This is a genomic window from Sediminibacillus halophilus (genome assembly GCF_900103695.1).
Lineage (GTDB): Bacteria > Bacillota > Bacilli > Bacillales > Amphibacillaceae > Sediminibacillus > Sediminibacillus halophilus.
The window spans coordinates 195,567-217,688 of sequence record NZ_FNHF01000002.1; the positions used below are offsets into that span (position 1 = coordinate 195,567).

Here is a 22,122-nt window from a genome sequence, read left to right on the forward strand (position 1 = left end):
CTTGCCGAGTGATACCACCATTCATACCAAGGTGAAATTGAAAAACAACTATTACTTGCCAAATTAATTCTCTGGTTATTCCATTTCTTAATACGTTAATTGCAGGACATGAAGTTCTTTACAACCCTTCATGTCCTGTTGTCATTCATCTTTTGAGTGGACTATGTCGGTTTCCCCTAAGCTTTTTTCGCGTGCGAGGACCGGTACATCAACCATAAAAAGTAAGGAGCGCCAATCAGGGCGACCAGAATACCTGATGGAATTTCTTTTGGTACTAATAACGTCCTGCTCAGAATATCGGCAATCACCAATAAAATAGCTCCTATCAGCGCTGAAGCAGGCAGTAAGTGTTTATGACCGGAACCAAGCAGAATCCTTGCTGCATGCGGGGCCAATAAACCGACAAAGCTGATGGTTCCAACAGCTGAAACACTTGCTGCAGCCAGGAGGGAAGCGATCAACGCCATATAAAAACGCGTTCTGGAAACTTTCATGCCCAACCCCTTCGCTGTTTCATCTCCAAGCGACAGAACATTCAAATTTCTGATTTGCAAATATAAAATCGGGACCAGCACAAGCATCGGACCGAGCAAATAGTACAGAAGCGCCTCCCAGCTTTTTGCATACGTGCTGCCAGACAACCATGTCAGAGCTGATGCCACAGCCATATCTGCCTGTACAACCACAATCTGAATGATTGCGGAACCAAATGCAGAGACACCAATTCCTAGCAGTGCCAACAAGGAAGGTTGGAAGTTGGCTCGGTAGGATAAACCCATTACAACCAGAAACGCGGCTAATGCACCAAGAAAGGCTCCCAGCGGAATAAACGTAGCGGAGAAGGCAGAAAAGATGACCAGCAAGGCTCCTACTCCCGCACCAGAAGTAATTCCGATCACCGAAGGATCGGCCAAGGGATTGCGGAGCACTCCTTGAAATACAAATCCACTGACAGCGAGCAACCCACCGCTTAGTGCGGCAACAAGCAGCCGGGGTATGCGTAATTGAAAAATCATATTGCGAAGGAACTCCTGGCCGCCATCAAAAACGGCTGAGAAGCTTTGAGTAAGCTGAATGCCACTATTACCTGTTGCTGCACCGACAACAATAGCGAAAACAAGTAACATGGCCAATATCGCGATAAACCAACCGCCCTGGAAAGGTAGTCGGACACTACCAGCAATCATAGCGGTATTTTTTTCTCCATATTGTCTGCTTCTATTTCGCAATACTAACCATATCAGCCAAGGTGCCCCGATCAGTGCTGTAATTGCGCCGACGGGAAGCTCGGAAAACGAAGGATCGACCCATCTTGCGAGAACATCCGCTCCAAGAAGGACATTTGCCCCCCAAATAAAAGAAGCAGTCACCAAAGCAAAGTGATTGCGAAAACCGAGCAATTTAATCAAATGGGGAGCAATCAACCCGACAAATCCGATTGGCCCTACCACACTTACTGTAACAGCAGTGAGCAGAACTGCAGCTAACAAAGCGATCATACGGATACGTCCTACCTGCTGTCCGAGAGACGCTGCTACATCCTCCCCCATCCGGAAAATGTCTAGCTGTTTTGCAAGAAGAAACGTTACGACCATACCAGTCAAAATCAATGGCATGGAAAACTGAACACCGCTCCAGTCATTTTGCACAAGTGTTCCAGCTCCCCATAAAAACAAACCAGCTGTCTCGTTTTCGTAAAATATTTGCAGGACAGAGGTAAACGATGAAAACATGATGGTAACAACCATCCCAGCTAAAACCATTCTGACCGGATTGGCTGAAGCCCCTCCTGCCAGTCCATAAACAAGCAGGGCAGTGAAAAGTCCTCCAAAGAAAGCAGCGAATAATCCTTGTAAAGGTAGAGAGGCAGGAAGAAAGATCGCACTCACTACTACCGCAAAGTATGTACCCGAATGAATCCCAAGTGTACTGGCAGATGCAAGCGGATTTTTGGTAATTGTTTGTAAGATCACCCCGGAAACAGCCAGAGATCCACCAGCCAAAATCCCCATCACAGCCCTCGGCAGCCGCAAATAACGCACAGTGTGATGCTCAATGATATCTTCAGGTGCCACCAAGGCATCCCATACCACCCGCCAGGACAAGTCGACACTGCCTTGATTGATATGTAAAAACATCAGTAAAATGAGAAGCACGGCCCCTCCTCCAAAAGTCAGAGCCGTCTTCAGCCATTTATTCCAAAAAGCATCATTCATTCTATCACTGCTCTACTCAATAAGTGCTTCTTTGATTTGTTCCGCAAATACTTCTGCCGACAAAGGGCCGCCGAATGTCCATGTATCCCCTGGCAGCTGATAGGTTTCGTTCTGTTTGACAAACTGGAGGTTTTCCCAAGCAGGATTCCCTTTCAGCTGATCGTCAAAAATATTATCTTCTTCCTGCACGATGTAAAAAAAGCGAGCATCCTGGAAGTTTTGCAAGGTTTCGACACTGGTTTCGTCATATCCATAGACCTGGAAACCATCTGATTGGTAAGCATTTTCCAAACCGATGTTTTCCATGATTTGAACGGCCATGGCATTATCCTTGAACAAACGGATTACCGGACTATTGTCTGAACTGTATGCTTGGGATAGAACAAACGGCTTGTCGTCCATTCCAGCATCGGATATTTCCTGTTCCGCCTGTTGGTAAGTAGAATTCAAATCACTTAGAACTTGATCTGCCTTGTCCTGTTTTCCGAACAGCTTAGCCAATTCCTGGAAGGTCGCAGTCATTTCCTCATACTGATTCCCCTCCCCTTCCGCTGGATACGGATTGTATGCGAGTGTCGGTGCAATCTCTTTCAGGCTGTCCATTATCGCCTCATGACGATAACCCGCTGTAATGATCAAATCTGGATTCAACTCGGCAATCGCTTCCAAACTAGGCTCCTGTCTCGTCCCGACATCCTGGACATCCTCTCCAAGCTCTGGTTCGATGTTTACCCAGTTATGATAGCCTTCCTTGTCAGCCATGCCGACCGGCTGAATACCAAGGGCCAATAAATCTTCTGCGTAAACCCACTCCAGCACTACAACGCGTTCCGGTGTCTGGTCAAAGGTCTGCTCACCGTATGCATCTTCTATCGTAACTGCCTCACTTCCTGAGGATTCATTTTCTTGTCCGGCTTGCTCGTCCTGATCAGAATTGTTTCCACAGGCAGCAAGCAAAGCAGCCATTACTATGATGATAATAAAATACCCTTTCTTCATCTAATTGCTCCTCCTCTATTTGTCTATGTGTAATATGTACATTTTTCAAATGATAAAGATTCTCATTATCATTTACAATGCCATCTTAGCCTATCCCTCCCCCTATGTCAATCACTTATCAAATAGTTTGCTTGATCAAACGAATTAATTAAGCTTTTTTTCATTTTTTGAAAAGTCTCGGCAACATGGAGGATAGAATGGAAAAGAAAAAGCTTGCAGAACGCGACCGTATCTACAAGCTTTTATTTCTTTATCTTTCCAGAATATCCACCCCTCTTTTCCGGCCGACAATCACTTTGTTCGTCCTATTGAGAAACAACCCTGTTTCCACCACCCCCAACAAAAGCTTGAGTTCCCGGTGTAATGCTTCTGGTTCTGTGATAGCATCGAAAAAACAATCCACTATATAATTGTCATTGTTGGTTACAAACGCCTCACCGTCTTCTGTTGTCCTCAGCGTAGGATTACACCCAAAGGTAGAGAGTTTTCTAACTGTGTTTTCCCATCCAAAACGGACGATTTCAACCGGGAGTGGAAAACTTCCTAGTTTTTGAACCTGCTTACTTTCATCTACGATAATGATCAATTTCTTCGCTGCATCAGCCACCAGCTTTTCCCGAAGCAGGGATCCTCCGCCTCCCTTTATCAGCTGAAAATCAGGGTCAACTTCATCGGCTCCATCGATAGCCAAATCAAGCCTGTTTACTTCAGAAAAATAAACCAGAGGGACGCCAAACTCGCGGGCCCAAGCTTCCGTCCGCAAAGAGGAAGGAACCCCCTTCACCTCAAGCCCTTGTTTGATCCGCTCTCCGAGTCGTTTTATCATCCAGTAGACGGTAGAGCCAGAACCCAAACCTATCGTCATCCCATCTTCTATGTATTCGACTGCTTTTTCGCCGGCTTTTTTCTTTTTCTCCTCCACGTCATATATCACGTTACCCGCCTCCATTCGATAAGGTTGGTTTGATTATACCCAGATTATTCCCGCGACGCATTTTATTCAACCTAGTCCTATTGTAGTTAGAGTGATTTCAAAATTTATTGGTATTTCATGTTAAAATCAAAGTGGATTTGTTATACGCAAAAAAGCGAATAATCATAGCATTAATAAAAGATAGAAGGATAAGATCTTGTTTCAAGTTTATATCCTATTTTTCTTTGCCGGGGTTGTGATGGTAACTCTTTCCTTATACCTAAGGAGCGGAGAGAGAAGAGAACGATATTCATGGCTAAGCTACATCTCTCCAATCATTCCGATCGTACTGATGACCCTATTGCTTTTTTACCCACGGCTTCCTGCCGATGAATATCCCTCTGCTAAAGTGATACCGTTTGTATTACTTGTTGGGTCTCCAATAGGACTCATCCTTAGCATATTTGCTTTGTTTAAAAAGAAGGAAAAAAACATCCTCGCTATAGCAGGATTATTCCTATCTTTACTGCTGGTCGGCACACTGACAATCTTCGGGATTTTTGTGACTTCTTATACACCATAATATCGTTTTAGGTACAAACAAACCGTTTTGAAGGAATCAATTATAATTGCAAAGTTAGACAACAAAAAACGTTTAGGTGCTGTTTTTATTCCCAAGGCGTTTAACTTTTAATGAAAAAATCGCTCAAAGGGAGCGATTTTTCATGTCATGATAGGAGGTTGGATTGGTGAACAAGCTCTTTCTAACTTAAAGCACCTGTACCATACGTAACATGATGTCGACCAATAGGCACCACGAAAGGCGAGCCTGAAATCGGGTCTTTTATCACAGTGCAATCCAGTCCAAAGATATCTTTAATCAAATTGCTGGTGATTACTCGGGAAGGGGTTCCATCTGCAACCAGCTTTCCTTTATTCAGAGCAAAAATATGGTCGGCATAGCGTGCGGACAAATTTATATCATGAAGTACCATAACAATCGTGGTTCCGTGCCTTCGATTAAGGTCTGTAAGCAGATCAAGAATTTCCACTTGATAAGTGATATCTAAAAAGGTAGTCGGTTCATCGAGAAATAAAATGTCAGTTTGCTGCGCCAACGCCATCGCTATCCAGACACGCTGTCTTTGGCCGCCTGATAACTCGTCAATGTGCTGATTGGCCAACTCGGTAATATTCATGATTTCCATCGCTTCAGCAACCGCCTCGTAATCCTTTTTTGTCCAACCCCCAAACAGGGCTTGATGTGGAAATCTCCCCCGTCCAACCAAATCAGCCACACTGATTCCTTCAGGAACAATCGGTGACTGTGGAAGAAGACCTACAATACGCGCAAGCTGCTTTGGTGGTACTTTGCTGATCGCTTTTCCATCAAGAGTGATTTTACCGGATATCGGTTTAATCAGTCTTGCCAATGTTTTAAGAAGGGTAGACTTTCCACAGGCATTTGCACCAATGATCACATTTATTTTATTACTTGGGATCTCAAGGCTTATTTCCTGGATAACCGTTTTATCATCATAGCCAGCGACGACCTTTTCTGCTTGAAAGATATGCTTCGGTTTCATGACAACTCTCCCTTTCGATTCATGCGGATTAGCAAGTAAATCAAATATGGCGCTCCGATGATTCCGGTAATGATTCCTACAGGGTATCTGACCTCAAATGCAAATTGACCGATCAAATCAGATGCCAAAACCAGATTTGCGCCAACAAGACCGGCCGGGATTGCGTTCGAAAACCCAACTCCCACAAGTCTTTTCGCAATCGGGCCCGCCAGAAAAGCTACAAAGGCTATCGGCCCCGTGACAGCCGTAGCCAATGCAATAATACAGACGGAACTCAAAATAAGTACTATTCTGGTTATATTCGTTCTAACTCCCAGGGAAGTGGCCGATTGCTCCCCAAGTTCCAAGATGTTAAGATGTTTCCCCAGCGCTATAATGATAGGCGTCAGGCACAGAACACTGACAGTAAGCAGCGGAAGTTCATCCATTTGTGAACCGTTGAGACTGCCGCTGAGCCATCTCAGTGCTGCGGGAATATCTTGTTGCGCTCCCACTAACAGAAGATAGGATATCAACGAGTTAAGCATGGCCTGTATACCAATTCCGACCAAAATGATTCGTCCTATCGAAAATGTTTTACCACTGGAGAACAGGTAAATGAACAAAACCGTAGCAAGACCGGCAACAATCGAGGCCATTGATACAATCGCATCACTGGTATGTAAGATGACAATGCAAAAAACCGCTGCCGCGCTTGAACCCGTTGTGATTCCGATGACATTCGGATTGGCGAGTGGATTACGCAGCATTGTCTGAAAGGTATTTCCGCCAATGCCAAAAGCAAAACCTGCAAGAAGACCGGCAAGCATTCTCGGTAACCGAATATTGCTAACAGCAAAGGAAACACCCTTAATTTGTTCTCCCAGAAGAACCTGCAGTACATCATTTATTGGATAAACAGTGCTCCCCAGCAAAAGCATCCCCCAACATAATGCAAATAGAAGCATTGCAAGCGCTCCAGTAATTATTATCCACCGCCGACGTCTTTGACGCCTTCCCGCCATGATAAACTCTACAGTTTTATTATTCTTCATAATGAACGCACTTTCGCCTTTCTGGCAAGTATAATCAATATCGGAGCTCCTATAAACGCTGTTACAACGCCAACCTCAAGCTCTCCAGGACTGCCGAGGAGTCTCCCGCATACATCTGATATAGTTAAAATGATAGCTCCCGAAATAGCTGACATCGGAATAATAAAGCGCATGTCCGGCCCCATAATAAGTCGCATGACATGAGTTGCCAGCAAGCCTATAAAACCGATCGGCCCTGCCAGTGCCGTTGTCGCTCCGCACAAAAGAACGGCAGCCAGAGCAGCGATAAGCCGCAGCATACCAGTACGAACACCCAATCCTGTCGCAACTTCATCCCCCAACGCTAACGCATTCAGTGCGGTGGTAGAAATAATCCCCAGCAGTATTCCTATGATCAGAAACGGGAGGAATGTAGTAATATCACTCCAGTTTGCCGAGCTGACGCTTCCCACCTGCCAAAATCTGAATTGGTCCATAACGTAAGAGCGTGGAATCATGATTGCGGTAACCAGAGAGGAAAGTGCGGCGCTCGTGGCGGCTCCTGCCAACACAAGCTTCAGGGGTGTAGCACCGCCTCTCCCCATAGAACCGATTCCAAACACGAAAACAGCTGTAAGCATCGCTCCGGCTAAAGCAAGCAAAATATATTGATTGGCGGTACTAATATTCAGGAATGCAATACCGCCTACCACAAACAAGGAAGCGCCTGTGTTCACTCCCAATATACTCGGATCTGCAATCGGGTTACGGGTGACCGCCTGCATAAGCGCCCCGGAAATGCCAAGGGCTGCACCGCAAAACAAGCTGAAAACGGTTCGAGAAACCCTCTTACGCACTACATTTGCTTCGTAGGAATCAATAGACGGATGAAACAACCCATTCATCAATTCATCCAGTCTTATTGGACGCGATCCAAGGACTAGAGAGCCAACCACACATAAAACCAACATGATGAAACAAATAACCAGCACCACTACAAAGTTCTTCGGAACATGTGGGGAAAAGTCTTTCTTTTTGAAAATTGGTAAACTATTCATCTAGCTTTTCAATAGCTCCTCCAATTAATTCTAGATAGTCATCAATCGTATAAGCGATTGAAAGCGGATTTGGATTTCCAGATGCCGCTAGAGGTGTATTGTTACCAATAAACACAACAGAACCTCTTTCAATAGCCGGGATTTGTCCGAGCAGGGGATCTTCTTTAACTGCCTGGTATAAGCTTTCATCCCCATAGCCAATCAGAATATCTGCATCATTAAGGACATCGGCATTCTCGGCGCTTAGTGTCAGCGAAAAGCTGTCTGGATCCGTGATTTCTTCCGTTACACTTTCCGGATATTCCATTCCCAACTCAGTCAAGAACGCTCCTCTAGGATCTGCAGGTGTATAAATGTGTATTTTGGACAAGTCATCGGCAGAGAAATTGGCAAAGGCAACTTTTTTCCCTTTCATCTCAGGGTAGTTGCTAGCTTTTTCCTTGATCAGGCTCTCGGTGTCCTTGATAAGTTGTTCGCCCTCTTTTTTCATTCCCAAGCCGGCTGCATCCAATCTGACTTGCTCGCGCCAAGTGGTCAGCCAAGGACCATCTTTATATGCAACAACTGGAGCGATTTCACTGAGAATATCATAATCTTCCTGTGTGATACCGGAATAACCGGCCAAAATGACATCTGGATTTGTATCTGAAATCGCCTCAAAATCTAGACCATCTGTATCTTGGAAAATATTCGGGTCTTTAGCTCCAAGCTCTTCCAGTTTTTCAGCTGTCCAAGGCAGCATCCCGCTGCCATCCTGGACCCCGTAATTCGCTGCTGAGAAGCCAACAGGAACCACCCCAAGAGCAAGCGCAACGTCGTGATTCGCCCATTGAACGGTAGCAACTCGTTCTGGCTTGCTCTCGATAACCGTTTCGCCGAAAGCATGCTCGATCACGATGGGATACTCCGTGTTTTCTTCGCTTGCAGAAGATGCTTCTGTTTCCGCCTTTTCTCCATTTGTCGAATTATCTTCATCATTTTTAGAATTAGATGCAGAGCTTGATTGCTCCGCTGAACATCCAAATAAAAGCAGGCTGCTCAAAGTCAAAATAAATAAAGTAGCAAGTGAAATTTTCTGTTTTGTCTTCATTTTTAAATCCATCCCTTTCTTTACATGATTTTATGTATTGGTGGCCAGCTGGACCTTCAGCTTCTTCATGGATATCCGCATGTTGTTCCTTAGCCGCTAATAATTATGTTGACATGCAGCAAAAAAGGTTGAGTGGTTCCCATTAGAGCTCTTCAATTGAAAATGATTCTCATTATCATCATAGAATTTCCTCTTTCACTTGTCAACGAAAATTCCAGAATTATTTTTCCGTTGCCTAAGAAGTTTCGAAGGGCCGCCCTATCAAGCTGGACATTTGATTGTTTCGTCTAAGATATAAACTACGATTTTGAATACGTCTTCCTAACTCCCTGCATTAATTAAGCTGGAGGTTGGCGTTGCGGAAATACCCTGCGCTTTCCGCGGGCGGCTGGTAAGCTTCCTCGAGCTGACACTCTGCGGGATCTCACCGAGGCCTTTCCTCCCGCTGGAGTCTCCGGGTATTTCCTTCGCTAGGATTTGCTTCCTGTTTATAATCGCGTGTACTAGACACTTTTTTATTCATGGTATCCTTCACCGTTTTATCAAAAGACATTGCTAGGAACACAAGCAGATAGTCCAAGAGAAGGAGAAAAAACAGAATCCTAATTGTTATTTATAAAAGAAGGTTATATCTCCTGACATACGTTTTTAAGATGGTTTATTGAGTTTCAAGGAAAAAGTTTCTACGCTTGCGATTGTCTCCATGCTTTTTAGCGGAGCTAGCATGCGCAGACTCCTGCGGGAACAGCGCGAGCTGAAGATCCACTTGGTAAAGCGGTTTTCTTTACCAAGTTAGCTGAGGCCGTGCCCGTGGAAAGCGAAGTATGCTACCGAACGGTGGATCACAGACTTTTCGAATAGACGATGGAACTTCCCGCTATAGTTAGTTCGCAGTTTCTATCAACTGCTAGGATTCAGATGAGAAGAGGCGATAAGAGAAAGAAATAGAAATTATTTTGGAGTGATAAAGGGAAGGAACTACACAAAAAAGACTGCCGGACTTTTTGCCCGACAGTCTAACCTTTCAATTGGAAAGGAACTTCAAAAACTTATTTGTTCAGGTTGTAGAAAGAATCCAGTCCGCCGTAAACGCCAGTGCCAACCAATTCGTCTTCAATGCGAAGAAGCTGGTTGTACTTCGCTACGCGGTCTGTACGGGAAGGTGCTCCCGTTTTGATTTGACCGGCATTCGTTGCAACAGCGATGTCCGCAATCGTTGCATCCTCGGTTTCACCGGAACGGTGGGAGATAACCGCTGTGTAGCCTGCACGTTTTGCCATCTCGATAGCCTGGAATGTTTCCGTCAGTGTACCGATTTGGTTTACTTTGATTAAGATCGAGTTGCCGACGCCTTGCTCGATTCCCTGCTTCAAGCGGACAGTGTTGGTTACGAACAAGTCGTCCCCGACAAGCTGCACTCTGTCGCCGATGCGCTCTGTAAGCAAGCGATGACCTTCCCAGTCGTTTTCATCCAGACCATCTTCAATCGAAATGATTGGATACTTGTTGACCATTTCTTCGAACCAATCGATCATTTCTTCAGATGAACGGACAACCCCTTCGCCTTTCAGGTTGTATTTGCCGTTTTCATAGAACTCAGAAGAAGCAACGTCCATTGCAAGCTGCACTTGCTCACCAGGCTTATAGCCGGCAGTTTCGATTGCTTCAATGATAGTTTGGAAAGCTTCCTCATTCGACTTCAGGTTTGGAGCAAATCCACCTTCGTCACCGACACCGGTATTGTAGCCTTTTGACTTCAATACTCCTTTAAGGGAATGGAAAATTTCTGCACCCATGCGAAGTGCTTCACGGAAAGTCGGAGCTCCAACAGGCATAATCATGAATTCTTGGATGTCGACGTTATTGTCTGCGTGCTCACCGCCATTCAAGATGTTCATCATTGGAGTTGGCAATGTTTGTGCACTGAAACCACCCAAGTACTTGTATAAGGGCTGGCCTAGGTAATCGGCTGCTGCATGTGCTACTGCCATGGAAACACCAAGAATCGCATTGGCACCTAGTTTGCCTTTGTTTTCTGTTCCATCCAATTCAATCAATAGCTGATCGATGATGATTTGACGGGTAACATCCATTCCGATCAGTTCTGGCGCAATTGTTTCGTTGACATTTTCCACTGCGCGCAGGACACCTTTTCCTAGATAGCGTTCTTTGTCACCGTCGCGAAGCTCTACCGCTTCGTGTTCTCCAGTGGAAGCACCACTTGGGACCAATGCAGAGCCGAATGCTCCAGATTCTGTGAATACTTCTACTTCAACTGTAGGGTTGCCGCGGGAATCCAAGACCTCGCGTGCATATACGTCTGTAATGTAAGGCATGTAAATCTCTCCTTTATTTTTTGATTAATGACTGACCTGTCATTTCTTTTGGTTGTTCTACATCGAGTAAATCCAACAATGTTGGCGATAAGTCACCTAGAATGCCGCCCTCGCGGAGTTCAACCCCTTCTCTTGTAACAATCACTGGAACAGGATTGGTTGTGTGGGCTGTCATTGGTTTTCCTTCCAATGTCACCACTTCATCCGAGTTACCGTGGTCGGCAGTAATGATTGCTTCGCCGCCAAGCTCGATGATTTTGTCGACAACTTTTCCAAGACACTCATCCACAGCTTCCAACGCATCGATGGTTGGCTGTAGCATACCGGAGTGGCCGACCATGTCCGGATTGGCAAAATTCAAGAGAATTGCGTTCTGATTTCCCTCATCCAATTCCTTCAACAATGCATCTGTCACTTCATATGCGCTCATTTCCGGTTTCAAATCATAGGTAGCGACTTTGGGAGAATCGATGAGAATCCGTTTTTCACCCGGAAATTCCTGTTCTCTTCCGCCGCTCATGAAAAAGGTCACGTGCGGATACTTTTCCGTTTCCGCAATGCGCAGCTGGTTCAAGTTGTTTTGGGACAATACTTCCCCTACTGTGTTATCAAGGTTGACTGGCTTATAGGCAACAAAACCATCTACCGTCTCGCTGAACTGGGTAAGTCCCACGAAATAAAGGTTTTTCGGATATTTGTCACCACGTTCAAAATCACGGAAGTCTTCGTTGGCAAAGGTACGGGAAATCTGGATAGCTCGGTCAGGACGGAAGTTATAAAAGATCAAGGAATCCTCATCTTTTATTGTCCCTTTCGGCTGTCCATTTTCGTCGACAATGACCGATGGCAGGACGAACTCATCATAGATTTCATTTTCGTACGAGTCATCAACTACTTCATACGGTGTCTTATACTTCGGACCTTCACCGTAAACCATGGCGTCGTAGGATTTTTTCACACGGTCCCAGCGTTTGTCACGATCCATGGAATAATAACGGCCGGAAATCGTAGCAAATTCTCCAACACCGTATTTTTCCATAATCTCTTCGGTTTGTCGGATATACTGCTCGGCAGATTTTTGTCCAACATCTCTTCCATCGAGTATCCCGTGCACATACACTTGCTCAAGTCCCTTGGTAGAAGCAAGCTTCAGTAAACCGAACAAGTGCTCAATATGGCTGTGAACCCCACCATCAGAAAGCAAACCGAAAACATGAAGCGCCTTGTTGTTTTCCTTGGCATGGTTAACCGCATTTACCAAAGCTTCGTTCTCGAAAAAGTCGCCTTCCTTAATCGATTTGTTTACCCTTGTCAGGCTTTGATAAACAACTCTGCCGGCACCGATATTCAAGTGTCCGACTTCCGAGTTACCCATTTGACCTTCTGGAAGACCGACAGCCTCACCTGACGCATTCAATTGCGTATGCGGATATTTATTAAAATAACGGTCAAAGTTTGGCATGTTTGCCTGTTTAACAGCGTTCCCTTTCACTTCATCCCGAATGCCGAAACCGTCCAGGATGATCAGAGCCGCTAATTTATCTTGTTTCATTTTGCACCAGCCTCCGCTAATTGAACAAATGAATCAGCTTCCAGGCTTGCTCCTCCGACAAGTGCGCCATCAATATCAGATTGCGACAATAGTTCATCGACATTGGCAGGCTTCACACTGCCGCCATATTGAAGTCTGATTGCTTCGCCCGCTTCTTCGGAAGAAAACTGTTTCACTACGTTGCGGATATGAGTGCACACTTCATTTGCTTGCTCTGAAGTGGCAGTTTTACCTGTACCGATAGCCCAGATTGGCTCATAAGCAATGATCGAAGCTTTGACTTGCTCCTCTGTCAAACCGGACAAAGCCTGTTTCACTTGCGCTTCAACATGGTTCATTGTTTCGTTGTTTTCACGCTGTTCAAGCGTTTCTCCCACACAAATAATCGGCGTCAGATTATGATTGAATGCAGCATGTGCCTTTTTGTTGACTGTTTCGTCCGTTTCTGCGAAGTACTCCCGGCGTTCCGAGTGGCCCAAAACCACATGGGTTACACCCAAATCTTTCAGCATAACAGGGCTGACTTCGCCAGTGAAAGCACCGTTATCTTCATAATGCATGTTTTGTGCGGCTACCTTCAAGTCTGACCCCTTGGCTTTTTCCACTAAAACAGGAAGAAAAGGGAATGGGGCACAAACGATCGACTCAGCCTTTTCTTCGCTTGGGATTCTAGTTTTTGTTTCTTCCACGAATTGTTCGGCTTCTGAAAGAACTTTGTTCATTTTCCAGTTACCAGCAATTACATTCTTACGCATAGGAATCACCTCTCCTGTTATTTATCGCTTAGTGCATCGACGCCTGGCAATACTTTGCCTTCCATAAATTCCAGGGAAGCTCCGCCGCCAGTGGACACATGGTCCATTTGTTCAGCATATCCGAATTTTTCTACGGCAGCTGCCGAATCTCCTCCGCCGATGACCGTGTAACCTTCTGTTTCAGCCATTGCTTTGGCAACAGCTTTCGTGCCATTAGCATAGATATCCAATTCAAATACACCCATTGGCCCATTCCAAATCACAAGTTTGGAGTCTGAAACAATTTCGCTGTACTTTTCTCTTGTTTTCGGACCGATATCCAGAGCTTCCCAATCAGCAGGAATGTTTTCGATATCGACGATTTGCGTATTTGCATCATTGGAGAAGTCATCTCCCACAACAACATCAACCGGCATGATGAAATTCACGCCATTGTCTTCTGCTTTCTTCATGAATTGCTTTGCCAAATCAATCTTATCCTCTTCCAGCAGAGACTTGCCGATTTCATAGCCGCGTGCTTTGATGAAGGTGTAAGCAAGTCCGCCGCCAATAATCAGATTATCGACTTTATCGAGTAAATGATCGATAACACCGATTTTATCTTTTACCTTGGCACCGCCGATAATGGCGGTAAACGGGCGTTCCGGATTAGACAATGCTTTGCCTAACACGCTTAATTCCTTCTCCATCAACAGTCCAGCAGCGGAAGGTAAATGCTCTGCAATACCGGCAGTGGATGCATGAGCCCTGTGGGCTGCACCGAATGCATCGTTGACATAAACATCAGCCATATCAGCAAATGCTTTGGACAGTTCTGGATCATTTTTTTCTTCACCAGGTTCGAACCGTACATTTTCAATCAACAGTACATCGCCGTCTTTCATTTCGGCCAACGCTTGATCGACTTCGCTTCCGTGCACCTCATCCGTTTTTGTCACCGTTTTACCGAGTAAATCGCTCAAGCGTTTCGCAACGGCATCCAAACGAAGCTCTTCTACCACTTCGCCTTTTGGTCTTCCCAAATGGCTGGCAAGAATTACTTGGGCACCCTGTTCAATCAGTTTTCCGATTGTCGGAAGGGCAGCTTTGATTCTGGTGTCATCACTGACTTCGCCATCGCTCATCGGCACGTTGAAGTCTACTCTGCAAAAGACCTTTTTTCCTTTTACATCAAGATCGGCAATTGTCTTTTTATCCATGCTGTTTCAGCCTCCTTACCTGTAATAGCTCCACATACTATCATTCCCGTATGTAGGTTCGTGTTAACCGGGAACCTTTCAATTAATACAAAAACCACGCAAGGGAGGAGGACAAATCCCCCTCCCTGCTGGTCATTCGTTCATTTTATTCCTGTTACTGCAGGGATTAAAGGCCTTGTTTCTTAAGGAAAACAGCCAAGTCTACACAACGTGTAGAGTATCCCATTTCGTTGTCATACCAAGTAACGACTTTCACCATGTTATCTTCAAGCACCATAGTAGATAGGCCATCTGCAATAGAAGAATGGGTGTTACCTACGATGTCAGAAGAAACCAGCGGTAGTTCACTGTATTCCAGGATGCCTTTTAAGTCGCCTTCTGCAGCTTCACGAAGTGCAGCATTTACGTCATCAGCTGTTACGTTTTGATCCAATTCTACAACCAAGTCCACGATGGAACCGTCTGGAGTTGGAACACGCATAGCCATACCATTCAATTTGCCTTCCAGTTCAGGAAGCACTTTAGCTACAGCTTTTGCTGCACCAGTAGTGGTAGGAATGATGTTTTGTGCAGCAGCACGTGCACGACGGTAGTCTTTATGCGGCAAATCAAGGATTTGCTGGTCATTAGTATAAGAGTGTACAGTAGTCATCAAACCGCGCTTGATACCGAATTTCTCATGAAGTACTTTAGCTGCAGGAGCCAAAGAGTTTGTGGTACAAGACGCGTTAGAAATGACATGATGGCTGGCTGCATCGTACTTATCTTCGTTAACACCCATAACCAATGTAAGGTCTTCGTTTTTAGCAGGTGCAGAGATAACTACTTTTTTAGCACCAGCATCCAGATGTTTCTTCGCATCATCACGGTTTGTGAAGATACCAGTAGATTCGATTACTACTTCTACGCCCAAATCTCCCCAACCAAGGTTAGCTGGATCACGTTCAGACTTAACGATGATTTCTTTTCCGGCTACTACCAGGTTATCACCGTTTACGGAAACCTCTTCTTCCAAGATTCCGTGTATAGAGTCATATTTCAAAAGATGTGCAAGCATATTTGCATCTGTAAGGTCGTTTACTGCAACTACCTCTACTTCGTCATTTTTCAATGCTTGACGGAAAACGTTACGACCGATTCGGCCAAAACCATTAATACCCACTTTTACTGCCATTTGTTATTCCTCCTTATTTTTCCTATATATTTAAAGGGATGATTACTCCCTTATTAACTCTTTTGCCGCCCCTTCATCTGTGACAAGGACGTTGCTTTTCCCCTGCTGGAAATAAGACATGATCGCCTTTGCTTTGGATGTACCTCCGGCAACAGCGACAACACACTGGGAACTGAATAGATCTTCCAGCTGCAGACCGACAGTCCTTACCTTGTGGATGACTTCTCCGGTTTTGTTGAAATAATAGCCGAATGCTTCACTGACCGCATTACCGGCCTGGATTCTCTGTAAAACCTCATCGGAAGCCTTTCTTCGCTCGGCCATGGTCATCGCATCGCCAATGCCATGGATAACCACATCTGCCTGTCTGATTAATTGAAGAATTTCTTTGACGGATGGCTCCCCGATAATCGACTGGTAAGATTCTTCGCTCAGCGGGTCCGGCACATGGAGCAACCTGTATTCTCCATTTGCTTTATTCGCCATTTCCGCACAAATCGTATTCGCCTGATTTTCTACACGCTCGCCCAAACCGCCACGGGCCGGCACAAACATGCAGTCTTTGGCGTTTTCCAAAGGAGTCATCATCTCGGCGACTGCAGCCATCGATGTTCCACCTGTCACAGCAATGGTTTGATTGTTTTTCAAAATCGATCGCAAAAATCCGATCGCAGCTTTTCCCATTTCTTGTTTTACCCAATCAACCTCATCACTATTACCAGGAACCACAATAACATGGTCTACGTGTAATTTATCCTTTACACTTTGTTCTAAAACACTAAACCCGGACACTTCCTTCATGAACTCCCCGAGTTGCTCCAGAATGTTGGTGCCTTCCGTGGTCAACATCATGCCCTTGGCTGTGATATCGAGAAAGCCATTGCTATTCAAGAAGTCGACTTCACTCCTGACTAGTCGTTCGCCCATCTCAATATTATCGGCCAGGCTTCTGCGACCGATCGGTCCCATCAATTGTATGTAGTGCAAGATCTTGTACCTGCGCTGCATAACCTCCAAAACATCAGGGAATAATTTTTTCTGAAGATCGATTAGTGCTCTCATGTTATTACTCCTTTATAACCAGTTAATGCTAACCGGGTTAAAAATGTCCCTGGTAGGCGTATTATGTCCCGCAGACTCCAAAAAAATTCCTCTTACAATAATTATTGTATCAGAAGCGCTATAATTCGACAACTAAAAGCACTCCTATTTTAAAAAACCACTAACGTTCGCCCCCTCAATTTGCCCATAATCGGCTTGCCGGCCGTCGATTTCCACCACAGGAATCATTAGTTGATATTTCTCCAAGAGTTCGTCATCACTATAAATATCGACTACTTTCAACTCATAATTGTATTGATCCTGAAATGCGATTAAAAGTTCTTTTGCCTCGTCACATAAAGGGCAGTTCGGCTTTGAATATAAAACCACTTTTTGCATGCTATTCCCTCCACTCCTCTATTGTGCCATATCTTTTTAAAATAAAACAGCAGGAAGCTCCTGTTACTGCGCCACTGCGGAGAAAACACACTCCGTTTTTCATGGAGAACGCTACGGTAAAAGTGCGACTCGCTTACTCTGCCTTTAATAATAGAAATCAAATAGCGTATAACTGTATAGAAGGAGATCGTTATAATTCTACCGAATAGATGAATAAAGCAGCTATTCTATCGATTCGAAGAGTTTGTGGTAAAGGAGTGATTGTATCTGGAAACAAATACTCATAGTCCTGAGCATCTTCCTGCTTTTTATTGTTTTAGTCCAATTATTCCTAGATAAAGGAACAGATGAAAAAACAGTAGCGGAAATAAAAATGGATATTTCGCAAATAGAGGTTAAAGATCAGGAGAAACCCAATCTTAAAAACAGAAATTTGATCATTGATAAGAAGATGTATTACGACTACTTCCACAATAATCGTAACGATGCAGCTGCGCTGAAAGCCAGAGAACTATTGAAGCAAACAGCGATTTCTATCAGTCCTGATGGAGCAGAGATAATTCCAAAGCAAGAAGATATCCCTTCGTTCTTTAGAGGAAATAAAGAAGAAATAGCCCATCTACAAGAGAAAAATAATAAGGAACACTCCGGGAATCTCATCAACAATTTGGCGCGGAAAGCCACTTTGTTAGAACAGGCCGAAAACTTGGTTGAAAATAAGCAGATCAAAGCCGAACTGTCCTATTTAATAGACGAGTTAACAAAAATAAAATTTTATCGGATAGATGAAACCGAGGAATTCATCCAAGCGTATAAAAAATATGCAGATTTACAAATAAAACTGTTGGACATTTACTATGCGATCTAAAAAGACACTAACCTCAGTGATTAGTGTCTTAGGCCAAATTCCCCTAGTAAACATGTCTATATACCACAGGTACTTTTACTTTTTCACTGCGCAAACTCTTTCCACAGGTTCCAAGGGTAAGTGTTTGGCGGTAAGGAACTCGCCTTCAATTCCTCTTTTTTTGTAGGATGTTTAAACGCAAGCGATTGAGACCATAAAGCGATTTGCTGGCCAGGACGATTCACTTCTTCCCCATACTTTTGATCACCATAAAGTGGACGATTTCGAGAGGAAAGCTGAACACGTATTTGGTGTGGTCTCCCCGTGTGCAGTTTTATCGACAGGAGTGACAATCCCTTTTTTTCACTGAGGACTTCATATTCCAATACTGCTTTTTTAGCTTTTTCATGAGTCGGGGAAGCCGTATATACTTGATTTTTGCGCGTGTCTTTTACCAAGTAATCCTCAAGCACATTATGATTTTCAGGCATTGTTCCCCGCACTACTGCCAAATAGCTTTTATTAATCGTTTTCCGGCGCATCATATCAGATAATCGCGAAGCTGCTTTTGACGTTTTGGCAAAAACCATGGTACCACCGACAGGCCGATCCAAGCGGTGAACCAACGCAAGGTAAACGTTGCCCGGCTTCTGATACCGGTACTTTATATCTTCTTTTAATATCGAAAGTAAATCTTTATCTTTTGTTTTATCTTCCTGGACCGGAACATTAACGGGCTTTTCAATGCAAAGCAGATGATTGTCCTCGTAAAGTATTTGTATATCCATGATTTATATACTCCTAACTAATAACTATAAAAATGGTAACATACAACCACCTACGGTTAAACCACCAGGATGGCAAGCATATTTTTGGAATCAGAGGATATCTTAACAGGAAATTCTTACGCAAAGCAACTTTAAAAACCTTTATTCCCTCTCCAATGAAATAGAAGATATCTCCACGTGAGTTTTCTTACGAAACGAAGCATTAAGAGAAACCAAAACAGAATACGGAACAATCCCAGTATGGACGAAAGTTCTCCATTTCCAGTTAACTTATTGTGCTTTTTTTAAAAAATAAAGCTGCATAACCAATTAAGGAACCTCCTATAAATATGGCAGGATAACCTAATAAATCCGCAAAGACCCCCGAGAAAACCGAGCCAATTGCTTGACCGAGTGCCAGTATTAAAAAGGGGATGCCTAAACCGAATGAGGGATTCAACTTAAATACGGAAATTCCCCACGCTATCAAAACACCTGTCATAAAAATATACGAGCTACCAAAAAGGGCTGGCGAAAGAAAACCAATCATACTATTATCTGCAAATCTTCCTAATAACAGGGACGAGGTTGAAAGAGCTAATACAGAGATCCTGTATGCAGTCGCTAAACCATGCTTATTTATAACAGCACCTGCAGTTCCTCCTAGCAATCCTGAAATTCCAATTACAACCCACAGCCACTTTCCGATATAATCAGGAATATTTTCGGCCTGTAAGATAAAATCTCTCGAAAACGTCCAGTAGGCCGAACAGGATATACCTAATAACATAGATGCGACAATTAATGGGACGGCCCTTCTCCATTCTTCCTTTGAGAAACCGAATGTCCCATTTTCTTTGATCGATTGATTTTTTGGCAGTACTTTGTAATTAGCGAATAATACTATTATGGCAATGACCATAAAAATCAAATAGGTTTCTCTCCAACTATCTGTCATAATTATAGCAATAGACCCTGTTAAAGCTGTTCCAATACTGGTACCTGAATTTATCCAAGAGTTCGTCTGATTCTGTAAGCTTCTTTCTACATTTAGGTCCACAATGGTGGCATAGGGAGGAGATGAAAAACCAGTACTTAACCCTGCCAAAAATATCCCTAGACCTAGTACGGCAGGATTAGCTGCGATTGAAATAATCCCCAAACCAATTATCGATAATAGTCCAGCCAAGAAAAGAATAGCTTTTGGAGATATCTTATTCGAAAATACCATTGCTACTATTATTGCGATACAGTATGCGATGTAGGAGAAAGACGAAATAACACCGCTGGTATATTGCTCCATTTTAATTGATTCACTAATATAGGGGAGCATTAAACCGTAACTAAATCTCGATAACCCATACGTCACAGCAATCATTGGCAAACCGACTATAATCAGTTTCTTTTCATCCATCGAGCACACCTTCTTTTTATATATAACGTTCATTATAATAAATAGGTGAAAAAACAGGGACCGTTGAGTGATATTATATCTTCGTCCCCTCTAATTACTAATATTCACTTGCCTGGACCTGTAACCCCTTCACTAAATCGACTGCTGCCTCTTTCACTTCATCCACTTCTTGTATTTGGGCCATGGATGTTAATCCCTCTAGTATAATGGATATTTGAACACCGAACGATCCCGGCACATCAAATGGCTTTAAATCATTTTCAATCCGGTTTAGCAATGTTTTTTTGTGTTCCCTGCTTAGCGAAGCAATCTCCTCATTTATGCCTTCATATTCCTGCTTTGCTCTTAAAAACAGGCAACCATTAGTACCTTCTGCTTCTATCCAGTCCATATGAGCGTGCATCAGGGACATGATGTACGTATCAATACTTTCTCTTTTATTAAGTTTCTCTTCAACCAATTCGAAATAGTGATTCTCTCGTCGGACTAATATTTCTTTAATTACTTCTTCCTTCGATTTGAAATGATAATACATCGTCATTGGTGCAACTCCGGCCTCATCCAATATAGCCTTTACACCAATCGAATGAAAACCATGCTGATAAAATAATTTTTCAGCCGTGTTTAGAATGGCTTCTTTTTTCTTTGATTTTTTCATTTAAGAACCTCCATTTTGTATTGAACGTTCATTATAATAATAACACTCTTATCTTGTCTTGCAAGCTGATTCTGAGAAAGTACTGTGATTCACAGCCACTACATTTATTCCATTGATAAACATATGTAAAATAACCGGTGCGTGGATACGTAACTGAATAAATTACCCATCATTATGTGAAGAAAATTCTTTCATATAATCGAATTTTCATAATTTATCAGATGTGATTCCAATGAAAAAGCAACTTTCAAAAGAAATGATTAATCAACTTTTAAAACGGTTTTGTCCCAGCCTCTTTAAATTTCTTTATTATCTTTCCAACGATAAAATTGTTTTCTGAGAAATAATACAAAACCTATGAAGATTAAAGTGTAAACTAACCAAGGGATAACTCCTTCAAGAGTTGAATATAAAATATACGTCACCATTACTAGTACGATAATAGCTCCTATTATATTGTAAACAATGTTTGCTTTTTCACTCTTGAACACCGAACTGCCTCCTTTAAATAAAATAACGATTATTGGAATTTTAACATTTTCATAAATAGAGCACTAACACCGCCGATTAGATCATATGATAGTATATCTCAGCACCAAAGCTTCATTTGTTTACAAATGTACTGTTTCGTGCTTATTGCTGAAAGGGTTTATGGTTCTGATAGAATCGTCAGAATGAATATAAATGTGACAATTATGCTCGCACGTCAAAAAAACTTGCAGCGCCCATACCATTGGTTTGAAGATTGTTTTGCACAGTGTTTCTCACTTTAAGCACCCTTTCTGTAGACCAACACATTCCTCTAGTGAGGGTTATAATTTTAAGTAATTGAATTAGCCGATGAGCTAAACGCAGATAATCCGAGTGACTTAGAATTAAGTATAGAGGAAACACAAGATGAAGTTTCGGTTATCACTGAATTAGAAGACTCGGTAATAGATGCAGAAGTTGAAGTTACAATTACTAGTGAAATAGAAGAAGACCTGGTGTAATTGAAGAAAAAGTTATGATGTATAATATTCATGGAGTTCAAGATGATATAATTACTGCAACAGTGATTGATCAGGTAACCAGTAAAGTCTATGAATTAAACTCTACCTGAAAA

20 protein-coding genes are annotated in these 22,122 nt (G+C 43.3%); 2 read left to right on the top strand and 18 right to left on the bottom strand.

What is annotated here, in order from left to right:
- Positions 1-176: 176 nt before the first annotated feature.
- The 3 genes from BLR82_RS07975 to rpiA all read right to left on the bottom strand — a co-directional run bounded on the left by BLR82_RS07975 (position 177) and on the right by rpiA (position 4,149).
- Positions 177-2,216: an iron ABC transporter permease gene (locus tag BLR82_RS07975; protein WP_074598494.1), complete on the bottom strand. Its 2,040-nt coding sequence runs from the start codon at positions 2,214-2,216 to the stop codon at positions 177-179.
- 12 nt (positions 2,217-2,228) lie between these two features.
- Positions 2,229-3,215, bottom strand: a complete 987-nt coding sequence (locus BLR82_RS07980) for an ABC transporter substrate-binding protein (protein WP_074598495.1) — start codon at positions 3,213-3,215, stop codon at positions 2,229-2,231.
- A gap of 250 nt (positions 3,216-3,465) precedes the next feature.
- Positions 3,466-4,149: a ribose-5-phosphate isomerase RpiA gene (gene rpiA, locus BLR82_RS07985; protein ID WP_281242170.1), complete on the bottom strand. Its 684-nt coding sequence runs from the start codon at positions 4,147-4,149 to the stop codon at positions 3,466-3,468.
- Between the two features lie 196 nt (positions 4,150-4,345).
- Here rpiA and BLR82_RS07990 point away from each other — a divergent pair, with 196 nt between their 5' ends.
- Positions 4,346-4,711: a hypothetical protein gene (locus BLR82_RS07990; protein ID WP_074598497.1), complete on the top strand. Its 366-nt coding sequence runs from the start codon at positions 4,346-4,348 to the stop codon at positions 4,709-4,711.
- A gap of 181 nt (positions 4,712-4,892) precedes the next feature.
- On the opposite strand, the gene BLR82_RS07995 is transcribed toward BLR82_RS07990, so the two are convergent.
- The 11 genes from BLR82_RS07995 to BLR82_RS08045 form a co-directional block, all read right to left on the bottom strand.
- A complete protein-coding gene (locus BLR82_RS07995) occupies positions 4,893-5,714 on the bottom strand; it encodes an ABC transporter ATP-binding protein (protein ID WP_074598498.1) in 822 nt (273 codons plus the stop codon).
- On the bottom strand, positions 5,711-6,748 hold the full coding sequence (locus tag BLR82_RS08000; protein ID WP_074598499.1) for a FecCD family ABC transporter permease: 1,038 nt from the start codon (positions 6,746-6,748) through the stop codon (positions 5,711-5,713). The genes BLR82_RS07995 and BLR82_RS08000 overlap by 4 nt, the downstream gene beginning before the upstream one ends.
- Positions 6,745-7,785 (bottom strand): FecCD family ABC transporter permease, encoded by a 1,041-nt coding sequence (locus BLR82_RS08005; protein WP_074598500.1) that lies wholly within the window; start codon positions 7,783-7,785, stop codon positions 6,745-6,747. The genes BLR82_RS08000 and BLR82_RS08005 overlap by 4 nt, the downstream gene beginning before the upstream one ends.
- Complete coding sequence (locus BLR82_RS08010) at positions 7,778-8,875, bottom strand: iron-siderophore ABC transporter substrate-binding protein (RefSeq protein WP_175486778.1); 1,098 nt, start codon at positions 8,873-8,875, stop codon at positions 7,778-7,780. The genes BLR82_RS08005 and BLR82_RS08010 overlap by 8 nt, the downstream gene beginning before the upstream one ends.
- Positions 8,876-9,924: 1,049 nt before the next feature.
- Positions 9,925-11,211 carry a phosphopyruvate hydratase gene (gene eno, locus BLR82_RS08015; RefSeq protein WP_074598502.1) on the bottom strand — a complete coding sequence of 429 codons (1,287 nt, stop codon included), beginning with the start codon at positions 11,209-11,211 and terminating at the stop codon, positions 9,925-9,927.
- Between the two features lie 13 nt (positions 11,212-11,224).
- Positions 11,225-12,763: a 2,3-bisphosphoglycerate-independent phosphoglycerate mutase gene (gene gpmI / locus BLR82_RS08020; RefSeq protein WP_074598503.1), complete on the bottom strand. Its 1,539-nt coding sequence runs from the start codon at positions 12,761-12,763 to the stop codon at positions 11,225-11,227.
- On the bottom strand, positions 12,760-13,518 hold the full coding sequence (gene tpiA, locus BLR82_RS08025; protein WP_074598504.1) for a triose-phosphate isomerase: 759 nt from the start codon (positions 13,516-13,518) through the stop codon (positions 12,760-12,762). Before tpiA ends, gpmI begins: the two co-directional genes overlap by 4 nt.
- A 17-nt stretch (positions 13,519-13,535) precedes the next feature.
- Positions 13,536-14,717 carry a phosphoglycerate kinase gene (locus BLR82_RS08030; RefSeq protein ID WP_074598505.1) on the bottom strand — a complete coding sequence of 394 codons (1,182 nt, stop codon included), beginning with the start codon at positions 14,715-14,717 and terminating at the stop codon, positions 13,536-13,538.
- A 166-nt stretch (positions 14,718-14,883) separates the two neighbouring features.
- Entirely contained in the window at positions 14,884-15,891 is a 1,008-nt protein-coding gene (gap, locus tag BLR82_RS08035; protein ID WP_074598506.1) for a type I glyceraldehyde-3-phosphate dehydrogenase, read from the bottom strand.
- 42 nt (positions 15,892-15,933) lie between these two features.
- Positions 15,934-16,953, bottom strand: coding sequence for a sugar-binding transcriptional regulator (locus BLR82_RS08040; protein WP_074598507.1), 1,020 nt, complete (start codon positions 16,951-16,953; stop codon positions 15,934-15,936).
- A gap of 144 nt (positions 16,954-17,097) precedes the next feature.
- Positions 17,098-17,331, bottom strand: a complete 234-nt coding sequence (locus BLR82_RS08045; protein ID WP_074598508.1) for a glutaredoxin family protein — start codon at positions 17,329-17,331, stop codon at positions 17,098-17,100.
- Between the two features lie 373 nt (positions 17,332-17,704).
- Here BLR82_RS08045 and BLR82_RS08050 point away from each other — a divergent pair, with 373 nt between their 5' ends.
- Positions 17,705-18,199, top strand: coding sequence for a hypothetical protein (locus tag BLR82_RS08050; protein ID WP_074598509.1), 495 nt, complete (start codon positions 17,705-17,707; stop codon positions 18,197-18,199).
- A gap of 83 nt (positions 18,200-18,282) precedes the next feature.
- Here BLR82_RS08050 and BLR82_RS08055 read toward each other — a convergent pair whose 3' ends face one another.
- The 4 genes from BLR82_RS08055 to BLR82_RS08070 all read right to left on the bottom strand — a co-directional run bounded on the left by BLR82_RS08055 (position 18,283) and on the right by BLR82_RS08070 (position 21,508).
- A complete protein-coding gene (locus BLR82_RS08055; RefSeq protein WP_074598510.1) occupies positions 18,283-18,966 on the bottom strand; it encodes an RluA family pseudouridine synthase in 684 nt (227 codons plus the stop codon).
- Positions 18,967-19,231: 265 nt separating this feature from the next.
- The gene (locus BLR82_RS08060) at positions 19,232-20,359 is read right to left on the bottom strand and encodes an MFS transporter (protein WP_074598511.1); all 1,128 of its coding nucleotides are present in this window, start codon (positions 20,357-20,359) and stop codon (positions 19,232-19,234) included.
- 97 nt (positions 20,360-20,456) lie between these two features.
- Entirely contained in the window at positions 20,457-21,017 is a 561-nt protein-coding gene (locus BLR82_RS08065; RefSeq protein ID WP_074598512.1) for a TetR/AcrR family transcriptional regulator, read from the bottom strand.
- A 296-nt stretch (positions 21,018-21,313) separates the two neighbouring features.
- Positions 21,314-21,508, bottom strand: a complete 195-nt coding sequence (locus BLR82_RS08070; protein ID WP_074598513.1) for a hypothetical protein — start codon at positions 21,506-21,508, stop codon at positions 21,314-21,316.
- Positions 21,509-22,122 lie beyond the last annotated feature (614 nt).

What these genes read in the sequence shown, in the direction of transcription:
- BLR82_RS07975 (WP_074598494.1), bottom strand. Translation starts at nt 2,216, where the DNA reads ATGAATGATGCTTTTTGGAATAAATGGCTGAAGACGGCTCTGACTTTT.
- BLR82_RS07980 (WP_074598495.1), bottom strand. Translation starts at nt 3,215, where the DNA reads ATGAAGAAAGGGTATTTTATTATCATCATAGTAATGGCTGCTTTGCTT.
- BLR82_RS07995 (WP_074598498.1), bottom strand. Translation starts at nt 5,714, where the DNA reads ATGAAACCGAAGCATATCTTTCAAGCAGAAAAGGTCGTCGCTGGCTAT.
- BLR82_RS08000 (WP_074598499.1), bottom strand. Translation starts at nt 6,748, where the DNA reads ATGAAGAATAATAAAACTGTAGAGTTTATCATGGCGGGAAGGCGTCAA.
- BLR82_RS08005 (WP_074598500.1), bottom strand. Translation starts at nt 7,785, where the DNA reads ATGAATAGTTTACCAATTTTCAAAAAGAAAGACTTTTCCCCACATGTT.
- BLR82_RS08010 (WP_175486778.1), bottom strand. Translation starts at nt 8,875, where the DNA reads ATGAAGACAAAACAGAAAATTTCACTTGCTACTTTATTTATTTTGACT.
- eno (WP_074598502.1), bottom strand. Translation starts at nt 11,211, where the DNA reads ATGCCTTACATTACAGACGTATATGCACGCGAGGTCTTGGATTCCCGC.
- gpmI (WP_074598503.1), bottom strand. Translation starts at nt 12,763, where the DNA reads ATGAAACAAGATAAATTAGCGGCTCTGATCATCCTGGACGGTTTCGGC.
- tpiA (WP_074598504.1), bottom strand. Translation starts at nt 13,518, where the DNA reads ATGCGTAAGAATGTAATTGCTGGTAACTGGAAAATGAACAAAGTTCTT.
- BLR82_RS08030 (WP_074598505.1), bottom strand. Translation starts at nt 14,717, where the DNA reads ATGGATAAAAAGACAATTGCCGATCTTGATGTAAAAGGAAAAAAGGTC.
- gap (WP_074598506.1), bottom strand. Translation starts at nt 15,891, where the DNA reads ATGGCAGTAAAAGTGGGTATTAATGGTTTTGGCCGAATCGGTCGTAAC.
- BLR82_RS08040 (WP_074598507.1), bottom strand. Translation starts at nt 16,953, where the DNA reads ATGAGAGCACTAATCGATCTTCAGAAAAAATTATTCCCTGATGTTTTG.
- BLR82_RS08045 (WP_074598508.1), bottom strand. Translation starts at nt 17,331, where the DNA reads ATGCAAAAAGTGGTTTTATATTCAAAGCCGAACTGCCCTTTATGTGAC.
- BLR82_RS08050 (WP_074598509.1), top strand. Translation starts at nt 17,705, where the DNA reads ATGGATATTTCGCAAATAGAGGTTAAAGATCAGGAGAAACCCAATCTT.
- BLR82_RS08055 (WP_074598510.1), bottom strand. Translation starts at nt 18,966, where the DNA reads ATGGATATACAAATACTTTACGAGGACAATCATCTGCTTTGCATTGAA.
- BLR82_RS08060 (WP_074598511.1), bottom strand. Translation starts at nt 20,359, where the DNA reads ATGGATGAAAAGAAACTGATTATAGTCGGTTTGCCAATGATTGCTGTG.
- BLR82_RS08065 (WP_074598512.1), bottom strand. Translation starts at nt 21,017, where the DNA reads ATGAAAAAATCAAAGAAAAAAGAAGCCATTCTAAACACGGCTGAAAAA.